The sequence below is a fragment of the Algoriphagus sp. A40 genome (assembly GCF_002002735.1).
Lineage (GTDB): Bacteria > Bacteroidota > Bacteroidia > Cytophagales > Cyclobacteriaceae > Algoriphagus.
In genome coordinates this window covers 183,418-200,129 of the sequence record NZ_MUNY01000042.1, presented here as the reverse complement: position 1 = coordinate 200,129, position 16,712 = coordinate 183,418, and the positions used below count along the sequence as shown (strand labels likewise).

The following is a 16,712-nucleotide window of genomic DNA, read 5'->3' as shown; positions in this document are numbered from 1 at the left end:
TTAAGAAAGTTGACGGTCTGAAGAGGAGTTTTGACACCCAAATCCAGCAGGAGTTCTCCCCGCTCACAGGCAGTATTCACTTGAAATTCAACCTTATTTTCACCGTCTTTCCATTTTAGCTTGGCAGTCTAGGCTTCCGAAGCTAATTTCCGCCCCAATTCATTATTCTCAAAGTTTTATGTTCTCAAACCACAAATCGACTTGGATGGGAATGGCCCTGATTTTTTCGGCCGTCTCCGTTCAAGCGCAAACCCAGCTCAAGCTGGCTTCCTTCGAAAGCAACAAAGGAAGCTGGATTGAAGTAGCCAAGGTTTGGGCTGATCCCCTTCAGTCCAGCCATGAGCTCCTTTCCGAAGGAAAAGGAAGCATTATTCTCAATGCGCCGACCAAAAAGAAACCCGGAGCCGACATTGTTTCCACCGAGAAATTTGGAGACACAGAAGTGACTCTCGTCTATATGATGGCACCGGGGTCAAATTCCGGCATGTATCTGCAGGGACAATACGAAGTTCAGCTGTTGGACAGCTGGGCAAAAACTCAAGTCAAAGCCGGAGACAACGGCGGAATTTATGAGCGCTGGGACGAGTCCAAGCCGGATGGCCAAAAAGGCTACCAAGGCTACGCCCCGCGTCTGAATGCCAGCAAAGCTCCCGGAGTTTGGCAGACCTTGAAGGTGTATTTTAAAGCCCCGAGATTTTCTCCTTCCGGTGAAAAAATTGAAAATGCCCGTATCATATCCGCTTCCCTCAACGGAGTGACCATCCACGAAGACGTGGAGCTTTTCGGCCCAACCCGTGGAGCCATGGCTGGCGGTGAAGTCGCCGAAGGCCCGATTCGGATTCAGGGTGACCATGGCCCCATTGCGATCCAGTCTTTGGAAGTGAAGCGATACGATACGCCTGCGCCTGAGTTTGGTGAGATTTCCTATCAGGTATTTCCAGGTGCCTATACTGAGCTTCCGGCTGAAAATACGCTAAAAGCTTCTTCATCTGGCAAAATCAAATCTTTCGATGAGTTTGTAGCCGGTTTGACTTCCTCTTCCCTGAGCAAGTTTGAAGGAAAAATATCAGTGAAAAAAGCAGGTAATTATACCTTCAGAATGTCGGTTCCCAACGGTCTTGGAGCAATCCAGATTGGCAATTCCACTGAAGCTCCTGTGCTAAAGGGGGGAATGATCCAAACCGAGAAAGCACTTCAGGCCGGAGAGGTTTCCTATGTGATCTGGGTGTCCAAGCCGACCGACTGGACTGCTCAGGGATTTATGCTCAGCGCCCGATCCGAGGGGATGTGGGATCAGACTTACAGTCAACCTGCAGGTGCGGAGTTTTGGTCCACTGATCCGATCCTGGTGAATGCCAGCGAAACTCCGGTGCTCAGATCCTTTATCGAGCTGCCGGGCGGCAAAAAGATTTCCCATGGGATTTCTGTTTCTTCCTCATCCGGAGCGAATTTTTCCTATGACTTGAATTCCAACCAGCTCCTAAGAGTTTGGAGAGGTGGATTTTTGGATGCTACACCGATGTGGGACAGCCGTGGCAATGGAGTTTCCAGACCAGTGGGTGTGGTGACCGAACTGAACCAAGGATCACCTTTACTTCACAATGCGGATTACAGTGCGGTGACCAAAGAGTGGCAGGCCAAAGGCTACCAGATCTTGGGTGACGGTGCGCTGAGATTTACTTCCCAGTCTAAGGACGGGATCGGGTTGAACGACCAGATTCAGGCAAAAACTGACGGAAAGGGCATTGACCGTATCCTGCAGCTTACCGGCAATAGTGATTCTTTGCTGGTGTTTGTTGCACCGGGGAAAACGCTCACCAAAGTGTCGGATAATATGTATCTGATCGAAGAGACTGGGATTTTTCTTGTTTCTGCAAATGCTCCCAAAGTCGGTGCCGACGGCATCTATTTGCCTGTCACGACCTCGCTTACTTATAGCCTCTTGTTTTAATCCTGAATAGAAAGAAAAGATATGTTTCGATTGAATATTAATTTGAAAACGTTGACTCTGAGTGCAGTAGCGCTAGGGATGAGCCTTTCTCTATTTGCTCAGGAGTCACCAAAAGAAGAGGATTTCTTCAAGATCCTCAGAGTTCCCGCTCCTGAAGGCACACTGCTGGAAGTCGGTGGATTGGCCATGCTTCCCAACGGAAACCTTGGCGTATCTACTCGTCGAGGGGATGTTTTTATCGTAGAAAATCCCACTTCCCAAAGGCCTTATTTCAAGAAGTTTGCTTCCGGTCTTCATGAAATCCTGGGTTTGGCCTATCATGAAGGGTCGCTTTACATGGTACAGCGGGGCGAATTGACCAAACTGACCGACCTGAACTCGGATGGAAAAGCGGATTGGTATGAGACCATAGCAAGTTGGCCACTTTCAGCTCATTACCACGAGTACAGTTTTGGTCCCAAAATCACTCCGGACGGGGCGTTTATTGTTACCACCAATGTGGCTTTTGGGGATGAAGAATGGTGGAGAGGAGAAAGCAGGGTTCCTTACAGAGGCTGGACCTTGAAAATTTATCCAGATGGAAGAATCGAACCCTTTGCTACGGGTATGAGGTCTCCTGCGGGTCCAGGTATCTTGAATGGAGAAGTGTTTTACACTGAAAACCAGGGCGATTACATGGGTTCCGGTGGACTTTGGCATCTGGAAAAAGGAGATTTCTCCGGTAACCCTGCGGGACTTCGCTGGACAGACCTCCCGAATTCTCCGGTAAATATCACCCGCGCGCAGTTTGATGCAGTGATAGATCCGATGAAAAACAAGGATGCCAACGGTCGATATATCAAACCGGCAAATGACGTAAACGCTCCATTTATCACCTTGGCAGAAGCCGAAAAATCTCTGCCTGCAATTAAACTTCCGGCGGTTTGGTTACCGCATGGCATCCACGGGATTTCCAATTCCGAGCCTATCATGATCCCGGACAACTACTGGGGACCATTCGGCGGGCAGATCTTGGTAGGTGATCAAGGCCAAAGCAAGATCATGCGAATCATGCTGGAAAAGGTAAACGGCGTCTATCAAGGTGCTTCCATTGATTTTAGAGCTGGGTTTCAATCCGGAGTTTTAAGAATGGTTTTCGCAGAAGATCAGTCACTCTTTGTGGGAGAAACCAACCGTGGTTGGGGTTCTGCCGGCGATGCCAATGAAGGTTTGCAGCGCCTGGTTTGGAACCGTGAGGCTCCTTTTGAAATGAGAACGGTGAAGGCCAAGCCGGACGGATTCGAAATCGAGTTTACCAAGCCAATTGACAAGAAATCAGCCGAGGACTTGACTTCCTACATGATCTCCAGCTTTACCTACAAGTATTTCCCAGTTTATGGAAGTCCGCCTGTCAGACCAATGGATCATGAAATCCTGGGTGTGGAGGTTTCTGAAGACGGCAGAAAAGTAAGGATCGCCATCAAAGATCCTCAGCAGTACCATGTCCACAGAATCAGCCTGCCCGGCATCCGTGAGGCAATCAATTCCCACGAACTGGTCCATACAGATGCTTACTACACACTGAATCAGATTCCTTCAGGAGACAAGATGGTGATCAAACCCAAGCCGGTGGTGGTAGCTGAAGTTGCGGCTGTGAAGCCAGCCACTGCAGCGACAAAACCCGCTGCAACTGCTGCCAAACCAACTGCCACAGCAGTCCCAACGGAAGCTGAAATCAAAACCTTGTTGACCAAAAACACCTGTACAGCTTGTCATCAGCAAGACAAGAAGGTGGTTGGTCCGCCCTTTACCGAGATTGCCAAGCGTAACTATTCCCCCGAAAAGATGGTCGAGCTGATCTATAATCCAAAGCCTGAAAACTGGCCAGGATATGCCACACCGATGGCAGCCATGCCTCAGGTACCAAAAGAGGAAGCGCTGAAGATCGCCAGATGGATTAATTCGTTGAAGTAAATCTGCCAACGGACGGCAGTCCGATAGCTATCGGACCACAGCTGTTTGATAAAGTCAAAAGACCGGAGCGAAAGCTTCGGTTTTTTTGTTTCTTGTATTTTGGGCATTCTCGGTGGGCTGATTTAAAATGATTTTTTTTCAAACCCGTTTTTTTCAATGGGTGTATCAAGATTCATCCACCCACAAAAGAGAATGGTTTTAATAATTCCAGGTACTGAATGGGAAGAGTTTTGGGAATGAGATTTTGAGCTGACAAAGGTTGATCAGAGGTTTCCAAATAGTCCATCATCGCCCGGATTTGCCCGTTCCCGAACAGCCTGTTTTCCTAAAATGTGTCTGAATGAGCCTATGGAAACGGTTTTAAAATTGGCACGAATATTATTCCTACATTTAGATAATACTATCATGCCTATGAAAGATTATCAGTTAGGGGAGTTTGAGGAAATCGTCATCCTGACGGTGGGGATTCTCAGCAATGCCGCATATAGTGTGGCGATCAAAGACGAGATCGAATCCAGACTCAAGCGGACTGTGAGTATGGGGGCGCTTCACACGGCGCTGAACCGCATGGAAGACAAAGGCTACCTAAAATCCTTTGCCGGAGAAAGTACCGAAGAACGGGCAGGGAGGCCAAGAAGATATTTTGAAATCACAGCCTTGGGCAAAAAGGCGATCCAGCATGCCAAAGAAACCCGAGACGAACTCTGGTCTGCTATCCCCAAGACGATATGGCAATCAAATCTTGCCGGCATCTAGGCTATGAAAAATCATGATCCCTCACCACCCGGAATTTTCCTGAGTTTCTTACGATGGTTCTGCCATCCCAGGATGCTGGATTATATCGAGGGTGATCTGTTTGAGGTATACGACAGAAATTTCGAGAAGCTTGGGAAGCGGAAAGCAGACTGGAAGTTTGCGCTCGATGTACTCCTGCTTTTTCGTCCGGGCATTATTCGGCCCAGAAGACCCTATCAGAACTTAAACAATTACGGTATGTATAAAAGTTATTTTAAAATTGGCTGGCGGACGCTCCTGAGAAACAAGGAATATGCTCTGATTAATATTGCCGGCTTGGCACTCAGCATCACCTGCTGCATCGTTATCTTTGTGCTGGTGAAGCATCACCTGAGCTTTGACGATTTTCACCAAAACAAAGACAGAATCTACCGCGTCGTCACGGAGCAACACCGGGAAACAGTTTCATTTACCAATAATGTCCCTTCACCCTTGGGGGCAGTTTTGAGAGACAACCATACCTATGGGGAAAAGGTCGCGAGGATGTTTCATGAATCTAATGCTGTGATTTCTTTTGAGCAGAATGGGGAAAAGCAGCTGATCAAAGAGCCGGATGGTTTTGCATTTACGGAGCCTGCTTTTTTTGAGATTTTCAATTTCCCGCTGTCCAAAGGATCCATCGAAACTTCGCTGAATGAACCCAATACAGCCATTCTCACCGAAAGGCTGGCTAAGAAATATTTTGGCGACCAAAACCCCATCGGTCAGGTGATCACTTACGACAATTTTTTGCCTTTCAGGATTACCGGAGTTTTGGAGGATCTTCCTTCCAATACGGATATCAAGCCGGAGATCTTTGTTTCCTATGTCACGATGAAAGATTTCAATCCCTGGCTGGCCAGTGATGAGGCTTGGGGAGGAATAATGTCCGGGATGTATTGCTATGTGCTACTTCGACCAGACGTGAGTTCTGCCGAGGTGGAAGAAGCCATGCAGCCTTTTGTGAAGCAGTTTCGGCCAACCAGCAAAAATGTCCATCACTACAAAATGCAGGCTCTGCAAGACATCCACTTCGATGGTAAATATGGTGGGGCAATGGAAAAGTCTGACATTGGAATTCTGATTGCAATTGGGATCTTTTTGCTGATCACAGCCTGTGTGAATTTCGTCAATCTCGCCACTGCGCAAGCGCTGAAAAGATCCAAGGAAGTGGGTGTGAGAAAGGTGTTGGGCAGTTTCCGTGGGCAGCTTTTCTGGCAGTTTATCGCTGAAACGGCGATTATCGCGACGATCAGTATTCTGGTGGCAGTACTGGCGGGATATGCTTTGGTGCCCTATATCAATGATTTCTTCAATACTCAAATCCCCGTCAATTTCCTTGCAGACAGCACCTTGGTCCTGTTTGTCTTAGGATTGGATATCCTGATTACACTTTTGGCAGGTTGTTATCCGGCCTTTATTTTGACTGGGTTCAAACCGGTAGCTGCGCTGAAGGGGAAGCTTTCCTTCCAGCAATTGGGCGGCTTCAATACCCGGCGTTCTCTGATCGTTACCCAGTTTGCCATTTCTCAGGTTTTGATCATTGGCGTGATTGTGATCATGAATCAGATGAGGTTTGCCAAAGAGGCAGATCTCGGTTTTGACAAGTCATCCGTTGTGATGGTGAAGCTCGGAGGCGATTCTCTGAATACGATGAATGTGTTGAAAAATGAGTTTTTGCGCCTGCCTGGAATAGAAAAAGTATCTCTCTGCTATCAGGCTCCGTCCTCTTATGACTCCTGGAATAATTCCATCCGTTTTGGAACTGACTCAGAGGAAGTGAATTTCCTGACCAATATGAAACTGGCAGATGCGGATTACATTTCCACTTTTGATTTAGAACTACTGGCTGGCAGGAATCTCACGCCTTCGGATACCGTTCGGGAGGTTATTGTCAACGAAGCCATGCTTCAAAGTCTGGGTATCACCTCCTACGAGGAGGCTTTGGGTGAAACGGTCTATGCCAATGGAGGGACGATGAGTGGTCAAGTCGTCGGCGTGGTACGCAATTTTCACGACAGATCTTTGCACGAGCCGATTTCTGCTGCTTTGATCACCTCTGCGAGTGACATGTATTCCAATTTTGCCATCAAAATCAATGGTAATTCTGTGAAGGCTACAATGGAGGAAATTCAAGCGCTTTGGGAAGAGCAATATCCCGACAAGATGTTTGAGTATTCCTTTTTGGATGAGGATATCGCCAAGTTTTATGAAGCTGAGGATACTTTACTCAAAGGAATTCAGTTCTTTTCCTTTATTGCGATTTTCATTGGCTGCTTGGGACTGTATGGGTTGATCTCTTTTATGATTTCGCAAAAGACCAAGGAGGTTGGCATCCGCAAAGTATTGGGCGGGGGAGTCCCACACATCATCTGGCTGTTTGGGCAGGAGTTTGTGCGGCTGATACTGATTGCGTTTCTGATAGCGGCGCCGGTCGGCTGGTGGTTTATGAGCGGATGGCTGCAGGATTTTGAATTCAAGATCACACTGGACGCATTGACCTTCGTCGTGGCCATAGGTAGTTCTTTGGTGATCGCTGCCCTGACTGTGGGCTATCAGGTACTTCGCGTGGCTTATGTCAATCCTGTGCGGAGTTTGAAAACGGAGTAATGGCAATATCCCCTTTGACAGTAGGTTATAAGCTACAAGGTGGCCTCGACTTCGCTCGGCCACCGGAGTTTTAAGTTTGAGGGATGGGGGAGAAAATGCGGCGAAGCCGCATTTTCTCCCCCATCCAAAACAAAGATCCCAACGGACACCGAGCGAAGTCAAGGTGCCATCAAAAATCAATTTGAATACCGGAAATGTAGCGGCTAATCTTTTCATCAAAAAGAGCATATTAACCAATTCCTGATTTGCATCTATTCAAATGGATAGGTGAGAAAACTAAAATCCACTTCCTAAAATACCAGCAAGAATGAAACGGAGAAATTTTCTAAAATCCGCCATGGTGGCATCAGCACTTCCTCTTCAATCACTTCAATCGCAGCCTGTAATTTCGAAACCAAATGTCAGGAAGCTTTTTGCTTATGGGGGAGATTTTGATCGGGGATTTACCAAGTATGTAGCGTCTCTCACAGGGAAGGAAAATCCCAGAATCTGCTTTTTACCCACAGCAACCGGTGACGCTCCTGGCTATGTCATGCGCTGGTTTGAAACTTGCGCCAATCTGCCATTAAGCGCCTTTGTTCAACGCTCCTTTATTTCTTCTTACAATCAAAAAGAATCCTTTGAGGATATTTTTCTTAGCATGGATGCCATCTTGGTAGGAGGTGGCAATACCTTGAATATGATGGCAATATGGAAGGCGCAGGGAATCGACCTTGCCTTACGCAAAGCCTATGAAAGTGGAGTGATTTTAGGTGGTGGCAGTGCAGGATCTCTGTGTTGGTTTGAGCAGGGGACCACAGACTCGCGGCCAGGAAGTCTAACCACGGTAGAAGGTTTGGGTCTTATAAGCGGAAGCCACAGTCCACATTACGATGGCGAAGGCGAGCGGAAACCACTTTACTGGTCTAAAATCAAGAGCGGTGAATACAAAGCAGGGCATGCGTGTGATGATAAAGCGGGAATCTATTTTGAGAATGAACAAGTCAAAAAAGTAGTTTCTCTTGATGAAAAAAGCAACGCATACTATGTGTCATTGGTAGGAGGTGAGGTTGTAGAGAAAGCCTTTCCAAAAGAAGTGTTGCCTCCAGCTTGGCCGTAGGCAGACTGCGGTCTGGTTTTGGTATTTTTGGGAGAAAAGCGAAATCTCTAAAGCGTTTGACTATGAAATTTGACAAGGCCATTCCGATCCTCTATTCCACGGATGTTTTCAAAACCATCGCCTATTTTACCGAGCAATTGAAGTTTGAAAATAAATGGGAATGGGACAGTCCTGCTACGTTTGGCGGTGTTTACAGAGATCAAGTTGAGATATTTTTTTGTAAACAGGATCAGGGAAATCCCTCTACTTGGTTGAGCTTGGTGGTGGACAATGTGGACGAGTATTACGAGCTCATCAAGGATAGTGGGGCCAAAATTCTTTCCAAACCTGTGACCAAAGAATGGAATATGCGGGAGATGTTGGTCGAATGTCCCGACGGGCATATCCTTAGAATCGGGCATAACACATCTTGTGATTGAAAATTAGCGGGGGTCATTTGCAGGCGGCAATTCAAGAAAGAGCAGTCTTTCTAAGATATTTAACAGATTGATATTCATAGGGTAATATTCTGTTGGCTCGATTCATTTTTTCATAATCAAAGGGTAATCCCATCTTAAAAGCTTTCGAGAAGGGAGTGGGTAATTTCAATGGCAATTCATTGATAACCTTATTCTAATTTTTCATGATAAAAATCTATGTACTGGGAGCTTCATTGCTCCTTTTGGCTGCTTGTACCGAGCGGATGAATAGGCCCTTTCCCGGCAATATCACTTTTGCAGAGTTGTCCAGTATCCAAATCGGCGGAGCGACTGCCGCTGAAATCACGGCATTTGACCCGTCGACCAAGCGTTTGTTTGTTGTCAACAATGACGGAGTATCCCGTGTAGATGTGATTGATTTTTCTGATCCAAGTAATCTGGTCCAGCTTTCCCCGATTTACATCGATGCCTATGGGGGCGGTGTCAATTCTGTTTCCGTGAAAAACGGTCTTTTGGCTATGGCAGTGGAAGGATTCGAAAAGACCGACCTGGGAAAAGTCTTGGTGTATAAAACCAAAGATCTTGCTGCAAGTCCGGTTCAGATTCTGGTTGGAGCCCTACCGGATATGGTGACGTTTAGTCCCAACGGTAGATTCATCGTGTCAGCCAACGAAGCTGAGCCCAATGCGGATTATACTGTTGATCCCGAGGGAAGCATTTCCATCATCGATGTAGAAAAGGGCTATGCAGTCGAAACGTTGGGTTTCGCTTCTTTTGCGGGACAATACCCAACCTTGAAGGCAAAGGGTTTTCGGATCTTCGGACCGGGTGCTTCGTTTGCCCAGGATATTGAGCCGGAATACGTTACGATTGACCACAGTTCCTCCTATGCCTGGGTGACTTTGCAGGAAAACAACGGTATCGCCAAGATCGATCTGAGGAGAAAAAAGATCACTGATATTTTTCCTTTGGGACTCAAAGACAACAGTCTTGCAGGCAATGAACTGGACGTCAGCGATCGGGATGATATCGTAGGAAATCTGCAAAATTGGCCCTTGAAGAGCTATTTTCTTCCCGATGCGATTGCTTCCATGAATGTAGGTGCCAATACTTATCTGGTTACAGCGAATGAAGGAGACACCCGGGACTATGACGGATATGGGGAAGAGGAGCGGGTCAAAGACCTGGACTTGGATCCGACGGCTTTTCCAAATGCCGAAGCTTTGCAAGAAGACGAAAACCTGGGAAGATATACTGTAACTACCTCGGCTGGGGATGTGGACAAAGACGGGGATTTTGATGTGCTGTATGGGATCGGAGGAAGGTCGCTGACCGTTTGGAATGGAGGTAACGGTGCGATGGTCAAAGACTACGTCGACCTGGAGCGTGACCTATTGTCCGCCAATTCCTCCCTGTACGACGATGGGAGAAGTGACAACAAAGGCGTAGAGCCCGAAGAGGTAGAGATGGGCCAAATCCGGGGAAGAAATCTGGTCTTTGTGGGCTTGGAACGGTCCGATGCTGTTATGGTGTATGAAATTTCTGGGAGCGGATCGGTCAGGTTCCTTCAGCTGTTGGACGGAATTAAGGGCTTGGGAGACTCAGGACATGATGCTCCCGAAGGACTCTTTTTTATTCCGGCTGAGGAAAGTCCAAACGGCCGGCCACTGTTGATCGTCAGTTCAGAAGGCGACGGCAGAATTACTGTTTATATCAATTAATCAACTAAATCTGAGTCCTTTTCTTACAAAAACAGGCGTCTTTCGGCGCCTGTTTTTTTTGGGAATTATTGAAGGAAGCTTGGTTTGTCAAAAGGGAAGGTCAGCTTCCGCCATGGCTTTCTTTTCAGCTTTTCCTCCGCCCATCAGGAGGATTTCATTGACCACCACTTCAGTGATGAACTTTTTCTCCCCGTTTTTGTCGGTATAGGAGCGGTTGCTGAGCTTGCCTTCGATGGCGATTTCAGAACCTTTGTCGGTGTACTTGTCGAGGATCTCGGCGTTTTTACCCCAGATGACCAGGTTGTGCCAGGTGGTTTCGGTGACTTTTTCACCCTTGGCGTTTTTGTACACTTCGTTGGTAGCGAGTGTGACGCGGCCCATAGATTTGCCGGATTCGAGGTTTTTGATTTCGACTTTGGCACCTAGGTGGCCGATGAGTTGAACTTTGTTTCTTAGCGCGTTCATGGTTTTAAAAGATTAGATGTGAAAGATTTGATAAAGATTTTCGCCAGAGGCTTGTTGATGAACCAAAGTTGGGAGGAGGGAAAAGAAAAAGTCGGTAGCTAGTCGTTTGTATTCGATTGTAGTCGTTTGTTGTCGGGTAAAATGCGATTGGAGAAGATAGAGGCTATTTTTTAATTCAATAGAATTTAGTAGGTTGAGCAAGAGGAGTGGGGGAGATAAGAGAAATAGGCGAGATTGCGGGTATACTGGCCTTACCACCAATGCTAAAAAGACAGACAACACAGCAATAAAATGACTGAAAATGGACTCGACATACATACTTTATCGATCAAGCGGACTGACTTACAAACTGACCGTGTTTTGCTATTGGGACAGGTGGCAGAAAAAATGAAAAAGCCCCCACTTTGCATTTTTTAAAATTCCTTTTCGCTAGATGCACAAGTGGTACATTTGGTTTGCCTCACCGTACAAAGCCCACACTTCGCCAAGCCAAAAGAGCCATTATATGCCATGGCACTAAATAAAAACTGTATTTTGCCAATAATTTTATAACGAATAAATGAGTGATAAAACCATACATATTGAAGCTCACGACAGTGAAGCGGACACTTGCCGAAAGGAAGTGTTGCCCAAACTGTATGGCAGCCAATGGACAGACGATTTAATCCTTGAACAACGGACTTTTACTGACGGAAAAATTATTGTGATAGGAAGAAAGGCAAGAAGAAAAAAAGCGAAACGCTTTGACTACTTGCTTCGCTATTCACAAAACTTCCCGATTGCAATTGTTGAGGCAAAGAAAAAATATAAGTTAGCTGCGGACGGAATCCAACAAGCAAAAGACTATGCCCAAATACTCGGACTTAAATTTGCCTACTCGACAAATGGAACTGAAATTTTAGAATTTGATTTTATCACTGGACTTGAAAGGAAAATTTCAAAATATCCAACACCGACAGAGCTTTGGCTTAGACTTAACCAAGCCGAACCTATCAAGCCCGAAATCCAAGAAACATTTTTAAAACCATTCTTTGCCACAAGTGGCAAAGAAGTCAGATACTATCAACGCATTGCAATTAACCGAGCAGTTAAAGCAGTTTTGGAAGGAAAAAAAAGAGCTTTATTAACTCTTGCAACTGGAACAGGAAAAACAACAATTGCTTTTCAAATCATTTATAAACTTTGGAATAACCGGTGGAACACCAAAGGTGAACACCGCAGACCAAAAGTTTTATTCATAGCCGATAGAAGTATATTAGTTACGGATCCACACGCCAAAGACTTTGCAGTTTTTGGAGATGCAAGATGCTTGGTTACCGAAGAAGGTTTGCCAAGTAGCAGAGAAGTATATTTTTCAACTTATCACTCTTTGGCAGAGGACAGCAACCGTCCGGGAGCCTTTAGGAAATTACCGAGAGACTTTTTTGACCTTATTGTAATTGACGAGTGCCACAGAGGAAGTGCTTCAGACGACAGCAATTGGAGAATAATCTTAAATTATTTCAATACTTCGGTGCAAATTGGGTTAACTGCAACACCCTTACGGGACGACAACAAAGACACTTACGCGTACTTTGGAAACCCTCTATACATCTACAGTTTAAAGCAAGGGATTGAGGACGGATTTTTAGCTCCTTATTTGGTTCATCGTGTAGTAACCGAAACTGATGCAACAGGTTTCAGACCGGAAGAAGGACAACTGGATGACAATGGAGAATTAATTCCCGACGGCATTTATACAACTCCCGATTTTGAAAATACTCTTTCCTATTTGCCAAGAACAAAAGCAGTTGTAAAGCACCTTTACAACTTTATGGTAAAATACGGCAGGTTTGATAAAACCATCGTGTTTTGCGTAAACCAAGAACACGCTGACCAATTCCGCAGAGAAATAAGCAACCTAAATTCTGACTTAGTTCAGCAATATCCCGACTATGTTGTTCGTATTGTTTCAGAAGAAGGCGACATTGGAAAAGGGCATTTGGGTAGGTTTATGGACATTGACGAACTTATTCCAGTAATTGTAACCACTTCCAAATTATTGAGCACTGGTGTTGATGTTCCTACTTGCAAAAACATTGTGATTTTTAGGATGGTCAATTCGATGACCGAATTCAAACAGATTGTGGGTAGAGGAACGAGAGTAAGAGAAGATAAAGAAAAACTCTTTTTCACCATTTTAGACTACACGGGGAGTGCAACAAGAAATTTTGCCGACCCTGACTTTGATGGAGAACCACCATTGATAACCGAGGATGAAATTGACGGAGACGGGAACATTATTGACGGTGATGAATGGATACCAGACCCATCAATACACGAACCTGAAGATTGGGAAGATGAGGACGATTCAGACGATCCACCCACAGGCGGAACCGAAGGGGACCCAAGAAAAAAATATTATATCAGCGAAGGAACAGTTTCAATTGTTGCTGAAAATGTTCAGATTCTTGATGCATATGGAAAACTAAGAACCATACAGTTTACTCAGTATGCAAAAGAGCAAATCACGACAATATTTCCCTCTTTGAATGATTTCCGTGGCAAATGGAATGACTTGCAAGAGAGGAAAGGTATTCTGGAAGACTTGGAAAACAACGGAATTTCTATTGATCAATTGATGGAGATAACGAAGCAACAAGATGCAGACCCCTTTGACTTGATTTGCTTTATCGCCTTTGATTTAAAGCCATTAACAAGAAAACAAAGAGCTGAATTATTAAAAAAGAACAAACCTGACCTTTTCTCCAATTACAGCGAAAGAGCCAAAGAAGTATTGAATTTGATTTTAGAAAAATATGTGGACTATGGTTTAAATCAAATCAGCCCCGACATCATTTCGGTTGAACCTATTGCACAGCAAGGAAACCCTATAGAAATAGTAAATGAATTTGGCGGAATAGACGAATTCAAAAAAGCGATTGAAGAATTACAAACCCTGCTATACGCAGAGGCAGCATAACTAGAAAATGGCAAAGACCAAAAAAGAAAAAGCACCAAAGAAAGCAGCGAAACCAGTTGTTATTGAAACACCTGCACAGCGTTTAAGTGGCATTATAAAAACGTGCAGAAACATCATGCGAAAGGACAAAGGAATGAACGGTGATGGCGACCGTTTGCCAATGTTGACTTGGATAATGTTTTTGAAATTCTTGGATGACAACGAAAACTTGCAAGAAGTAAACGCACAACTGGAAGGAAAGAAATACAAATCAGCCATTGAAGAACCATACCGTTGGAGAGATTGGGCAAAAGACAAAAATTTGACAGGTGATGATTTATTGGCCTTTGTAAGTAATGAAAAAGTAAAGTTTGCCGATGGAAAAGAAAGAACAGGTTTGTTCTACTATTTACGAGCCTTGCAAAGTGAAACAGGTGCAGAACGCAAAGACGTAATAGCAACGGTTTTTAAAGGCGTTACAAACCGAATGATTAACGGTTATTTGCTACGTGACATCATCAACAAAATTGATGAAATCCATTTTACAAGCAACGAAGAACTAAACTCACTTTCACACTTGTATGAAAGCATCTTAAAAGAAATGAGAGATGCCAGCGGTGATGCAGGAGAATTTTATACGCCTCGTCCTGTTGTAAAATTTATGGTTGAAATGCTTGACCCAAAAATTGGCGAAACAGTTTTAGACCCAGCTTGCGGAACAGGTGGTTTCTTGGTTGAAGCATTTGAACATTTAAAGAAACAAGCCAAAACCGTAGAGCATAAAAAACTACTGCAAGAAAGGTCAATCATAGGTGGTGAAGCAAAGCCACTTCCCTATTTGCTATCACAAATGAACTTGTTGCTTCACGGATTAAACTATCCGAAAATTGATAGCGGTAACAGCTTGCGTTTTCCTTTAAAAGATATTGGCGACAGTGAAAGAGTTGACATTGTATTAGCCAATCCACCATTTGGAGGCGAAGAAGAAAAAGGAATTTTGAACAACTTTCCTGACGACAGGCAAACCACTGAAACTGCGTTACTCTTTTTGCAATTGATAATGCGAAAACTAAAACGCAAAAAGCCAACACAGGAAGGCGGCAGAGCCGCTATAGTTGTGCCTCACGGCACTTTGTTTGCTCCCGGAATTGCTGCAAGAGTTAAGAAACAATTGGTTGAAGATTTTAATTTGCACACCATTGTAAGATTAGGCGAAGGAATTTTTGCTCCCTACACAGACATACCTTGCAACCTTTTATTCTTTCAGCAAGGCGAACCAACTAAACAAATTTGGTATTACGAATTGTTGCCCCCTGCTGATAAAAAGAAATACAGTAAAACAAAACCCATACAGTTTGAAGAATTTGACGAGCTAAAAAAATGGTGGAACAAGCGAAAAGAAAATGATAATGCTTGGAAGGTTAAAATAGCAGACATTATTCAGAATGATGAAAATGGAAAACTGACTAACGTAAACCTTGATATCAAAAACCCGAACAGAAAAGGCGAATTTGAGTATCGTGAACCAGCCGAATTAGCTAAATCAATCATTGAAAGAGAAAAGGAAATTTTCAGTTTAATGAAAGAAATTGAAAAAGAAATAAAAATCGCTTTGAGCTATGAAGGGTAATTGGAAGCAAACTACAGTTGGCGATTTTGTAGAACAAGTCAATAATACAATTTCGCTTATTCCTACTGAAACATACACTTTGTTGGGTATGAGTTTAGAAGGTAGAGGCTTATTTGTCCGTGAACAGAAAAAAGGTTCTGAAATTGGAAGTAAAACATTAAATAAATTACAATCAGGCAATTTTATATACAGTCGCCTTTTTGCTTGGAAAGGTGCATTTGACTTTGTAAAAGATGAATTTGAAGGATTTTTTGTATCAGATGAATATCCCACATTTAAAGTAGATGATAAAAAAGCAGATGTTCAGTTTCTGCATTACTATTTTAATCAAGCCAAAACTTGGAAAGCCGTTGAACAGTTTTGCATTGGTGTAACTAAAGCAAGTCGAAATAGATTTAAAGAAAAGTTCTTTTTAGACTTTCCGATTAATCTTCCTGACCTTCAGACGCAAAAACAAATTGTTTCGAAGATTGAAACCATAAGAAATAAACGAAACAAAATTTTTGATTTGACTACCCAACAAACCAAAGACATAAACAATTTACTTTTTAGCAAATACACCGACCTAATAGAAAATTCGGAATGGCTACCAATGAAAGATGTCGCCCCAATTGTTCGCAGACCAGTTGTTTTAAAAGATGAAGCATTATATCCTGAATTGGGTATTCGCTGTTTTGGGAAAGGCACATTTCATAAACCTGCATTAACAGGAACAGAAGTAGCTACAAAAAAGATTTTCCAAATAAAAACAGGCGATTTAGTTTTTAGTAATGTATTCGCTTGGGAAGGAGGAATTGCAGTTGCAAAAGAAGATGATAACGACCGTTACGGTTCACATCGTTTTATTTCGTGTATAGCAGACGAAGAAAAAGCAATAGCGGAATTTTTGTGTTATCATTTTCTATCTCAAAAAGGATTAGAAGAAATTAATGCTTGCAGTCCAGGCGGTGCTGGTAGAAATAAAACTCTTGGCTTAGATAAGTTGATGAAATTATCAGTTCCAGTTCCATCACTTGAACAACAAAGAGAATTTGTTGAGCTGCTTGAAAAAACAAACGGTATCAAAGAACATCACAAACAAACAGAGCAAGAATTAACCGAACTAATGCCGAGTTTGTTGGACAAAGCCTTTAAAGGAGAATTGTAAGT

The 16,712-nt window shown here is 44.0% G+C and carries 11 protein-coding genes; 10 read left to right on the top strand and 1 reads right to left on the bottom strand.

Features of this window, described 5'->3' with window-relative positions; all coding sequences use genetic code 11:
• Positions 1–211 precede the first annotated feature (211 nt).
• The 7 genes from B0E43_RS27175 (at position 212) to B0E43_RS27145 (ending at position 10,527) form a co-directional block, all read left to right on the top strand.
• A complete protein-coding gene (locus tag B0E43_RS27175) occupies positions 212–1,951 on the top strand; it encodes a DUF1080 domain-containing protein (protein ID WP_168171899.1) in 1,740 nt (579 codons plus the stop codon).
• A gap of 78 nt (positions 1,952–2,029) precedes the next feature.
• On the top strand, positions 2,030–3,904 hold the full coding sequence (locus tag B0E43_RS27170; RefSeq protein ID WP_254423367.1) for a c-type cytochrome: 1,875 nt from the start codon (positions 2,030–2,032) through the stop codon (positions 3,902–3,904).
• Between the two features lie 411 nt (positions 3,905–4,315).
• Entirely contained in the window at positions 4,316–4,660 is a 345-nt protein-coding gene (locus B0E43_RS27165) for a PadR family transcriptional regulator (protein ID WP_077347668.1), read from the top strand.
• A gap of 3 nt (positions 4,661–4,663) precedes the next feature.
• The gene (locus B0E43_RS27160) at positions 4,664–7,288 is read left to right on the top strand and encodes an ABC transporter permease (protein WP_077347666.1); all 2,625 of its coding nucleotides are present in this window, start codon (positions 4,664–4,666) and stop codon (positions 7,286–7,288) included.
• A gap of 307 nt (positions 7,289–7,595) precedes the next feature.
• A complete protein-coding gene (locus tag B0E43_RS27155) occupies positions 7,596–8,387 on the top strand; it encodes a peptidase E (protein WP_077347664.1) in 792 nt (263 codons plus the stop codon).
• A gap of 62 nt (positions 8,388–8,449) precedes the next feature.
• Positions 8,450–8,806, top strand: coding sequence for a VOC family protein (locus tag B0E43_RS27150; protein WP_077347662.1), 357 nt, complete (start codon positions 8,450–8,452; stop codon positions 8,804–8,806).
• Between the two features lie 203 nt (positions 8,807–9,009).
• Positions 9,010–10,527 carry a choice-of-anchor I family protein gene (locus tag B0E43_RS27145; RefSeq protein WP_077347660.1) on the top strand — a complete coding sequence of 506 codons (1,518 nt, stop codon included), beginning with the start codon at positions 9,010–9,012 and terminating at the stop codon, positions 10,525–10,527.
• 87 nt (positions 10,528–10,614) lie between these two features.
• Here the strand turns inward: B0E43_RS27145 and B0E43_RS27140 are convergent, their stop codons facing one another.
• On the bottom strand, positions 10,615–10,992 hold the full coding sequence (locus tag B0E43_RS27140) for a single-stranded DNA-binding protein (protein ID WP_077347658.1): 378 nt from the start codon (positions 10,990–10,992) through the stop codon (positions 10,615–10,617).
• A 559-nt stretch (positions 10,993–11,551) separates the two neighbouring features.
• Between B0E43_RS27140 and hsdR the strand changes: the two genes are divergently transcribed.
• From hsdR to B0E43_RS27125, 3 genes are read left to right on the top strand one after another with little or no spacing between them, the layout of a single operon-like run.
• Complete coding sequence (gene hsdR, locus B0E43_RS27135) at positions 11,552–13,954, top strand: EcoAI/FtnUII family type I restriction enzme subunit R (RefSeq protein ID WP_077347656.1); 2,403 nt, start codon at positions 11,552–11,554, stop codon at positions 13,952–13,954.
• 7 nt (positions 13,955–13,961) lie between these two features.
• Positions 13,962–15,563, top strand: a complete 1,602-nt coding sequence (locus B0E43_RS27130) for an N-6 DNA methylase (RefSeq protein ID WP_077347654.1) — start codon at positions 13,962–13,964, stop codon at positions 15,561–15,563.
• Positions 15,553–16,710, top strand: coding sequence for a restriction endonuclease subunit S (locus B0E43_RS27125; protein ID WP_077347652.1), 1,158 nt, complete (start codon positions 15,553–15,555; stop codon positions 16,708–16,710). The genes B0E43_RS27130 and B0E43_RS27125 overlap by 11 nt, the downstream gene beginning before the upstream one ends.
• Positions 16,711–16,712 lie beyond the last annotated feature (2 nt).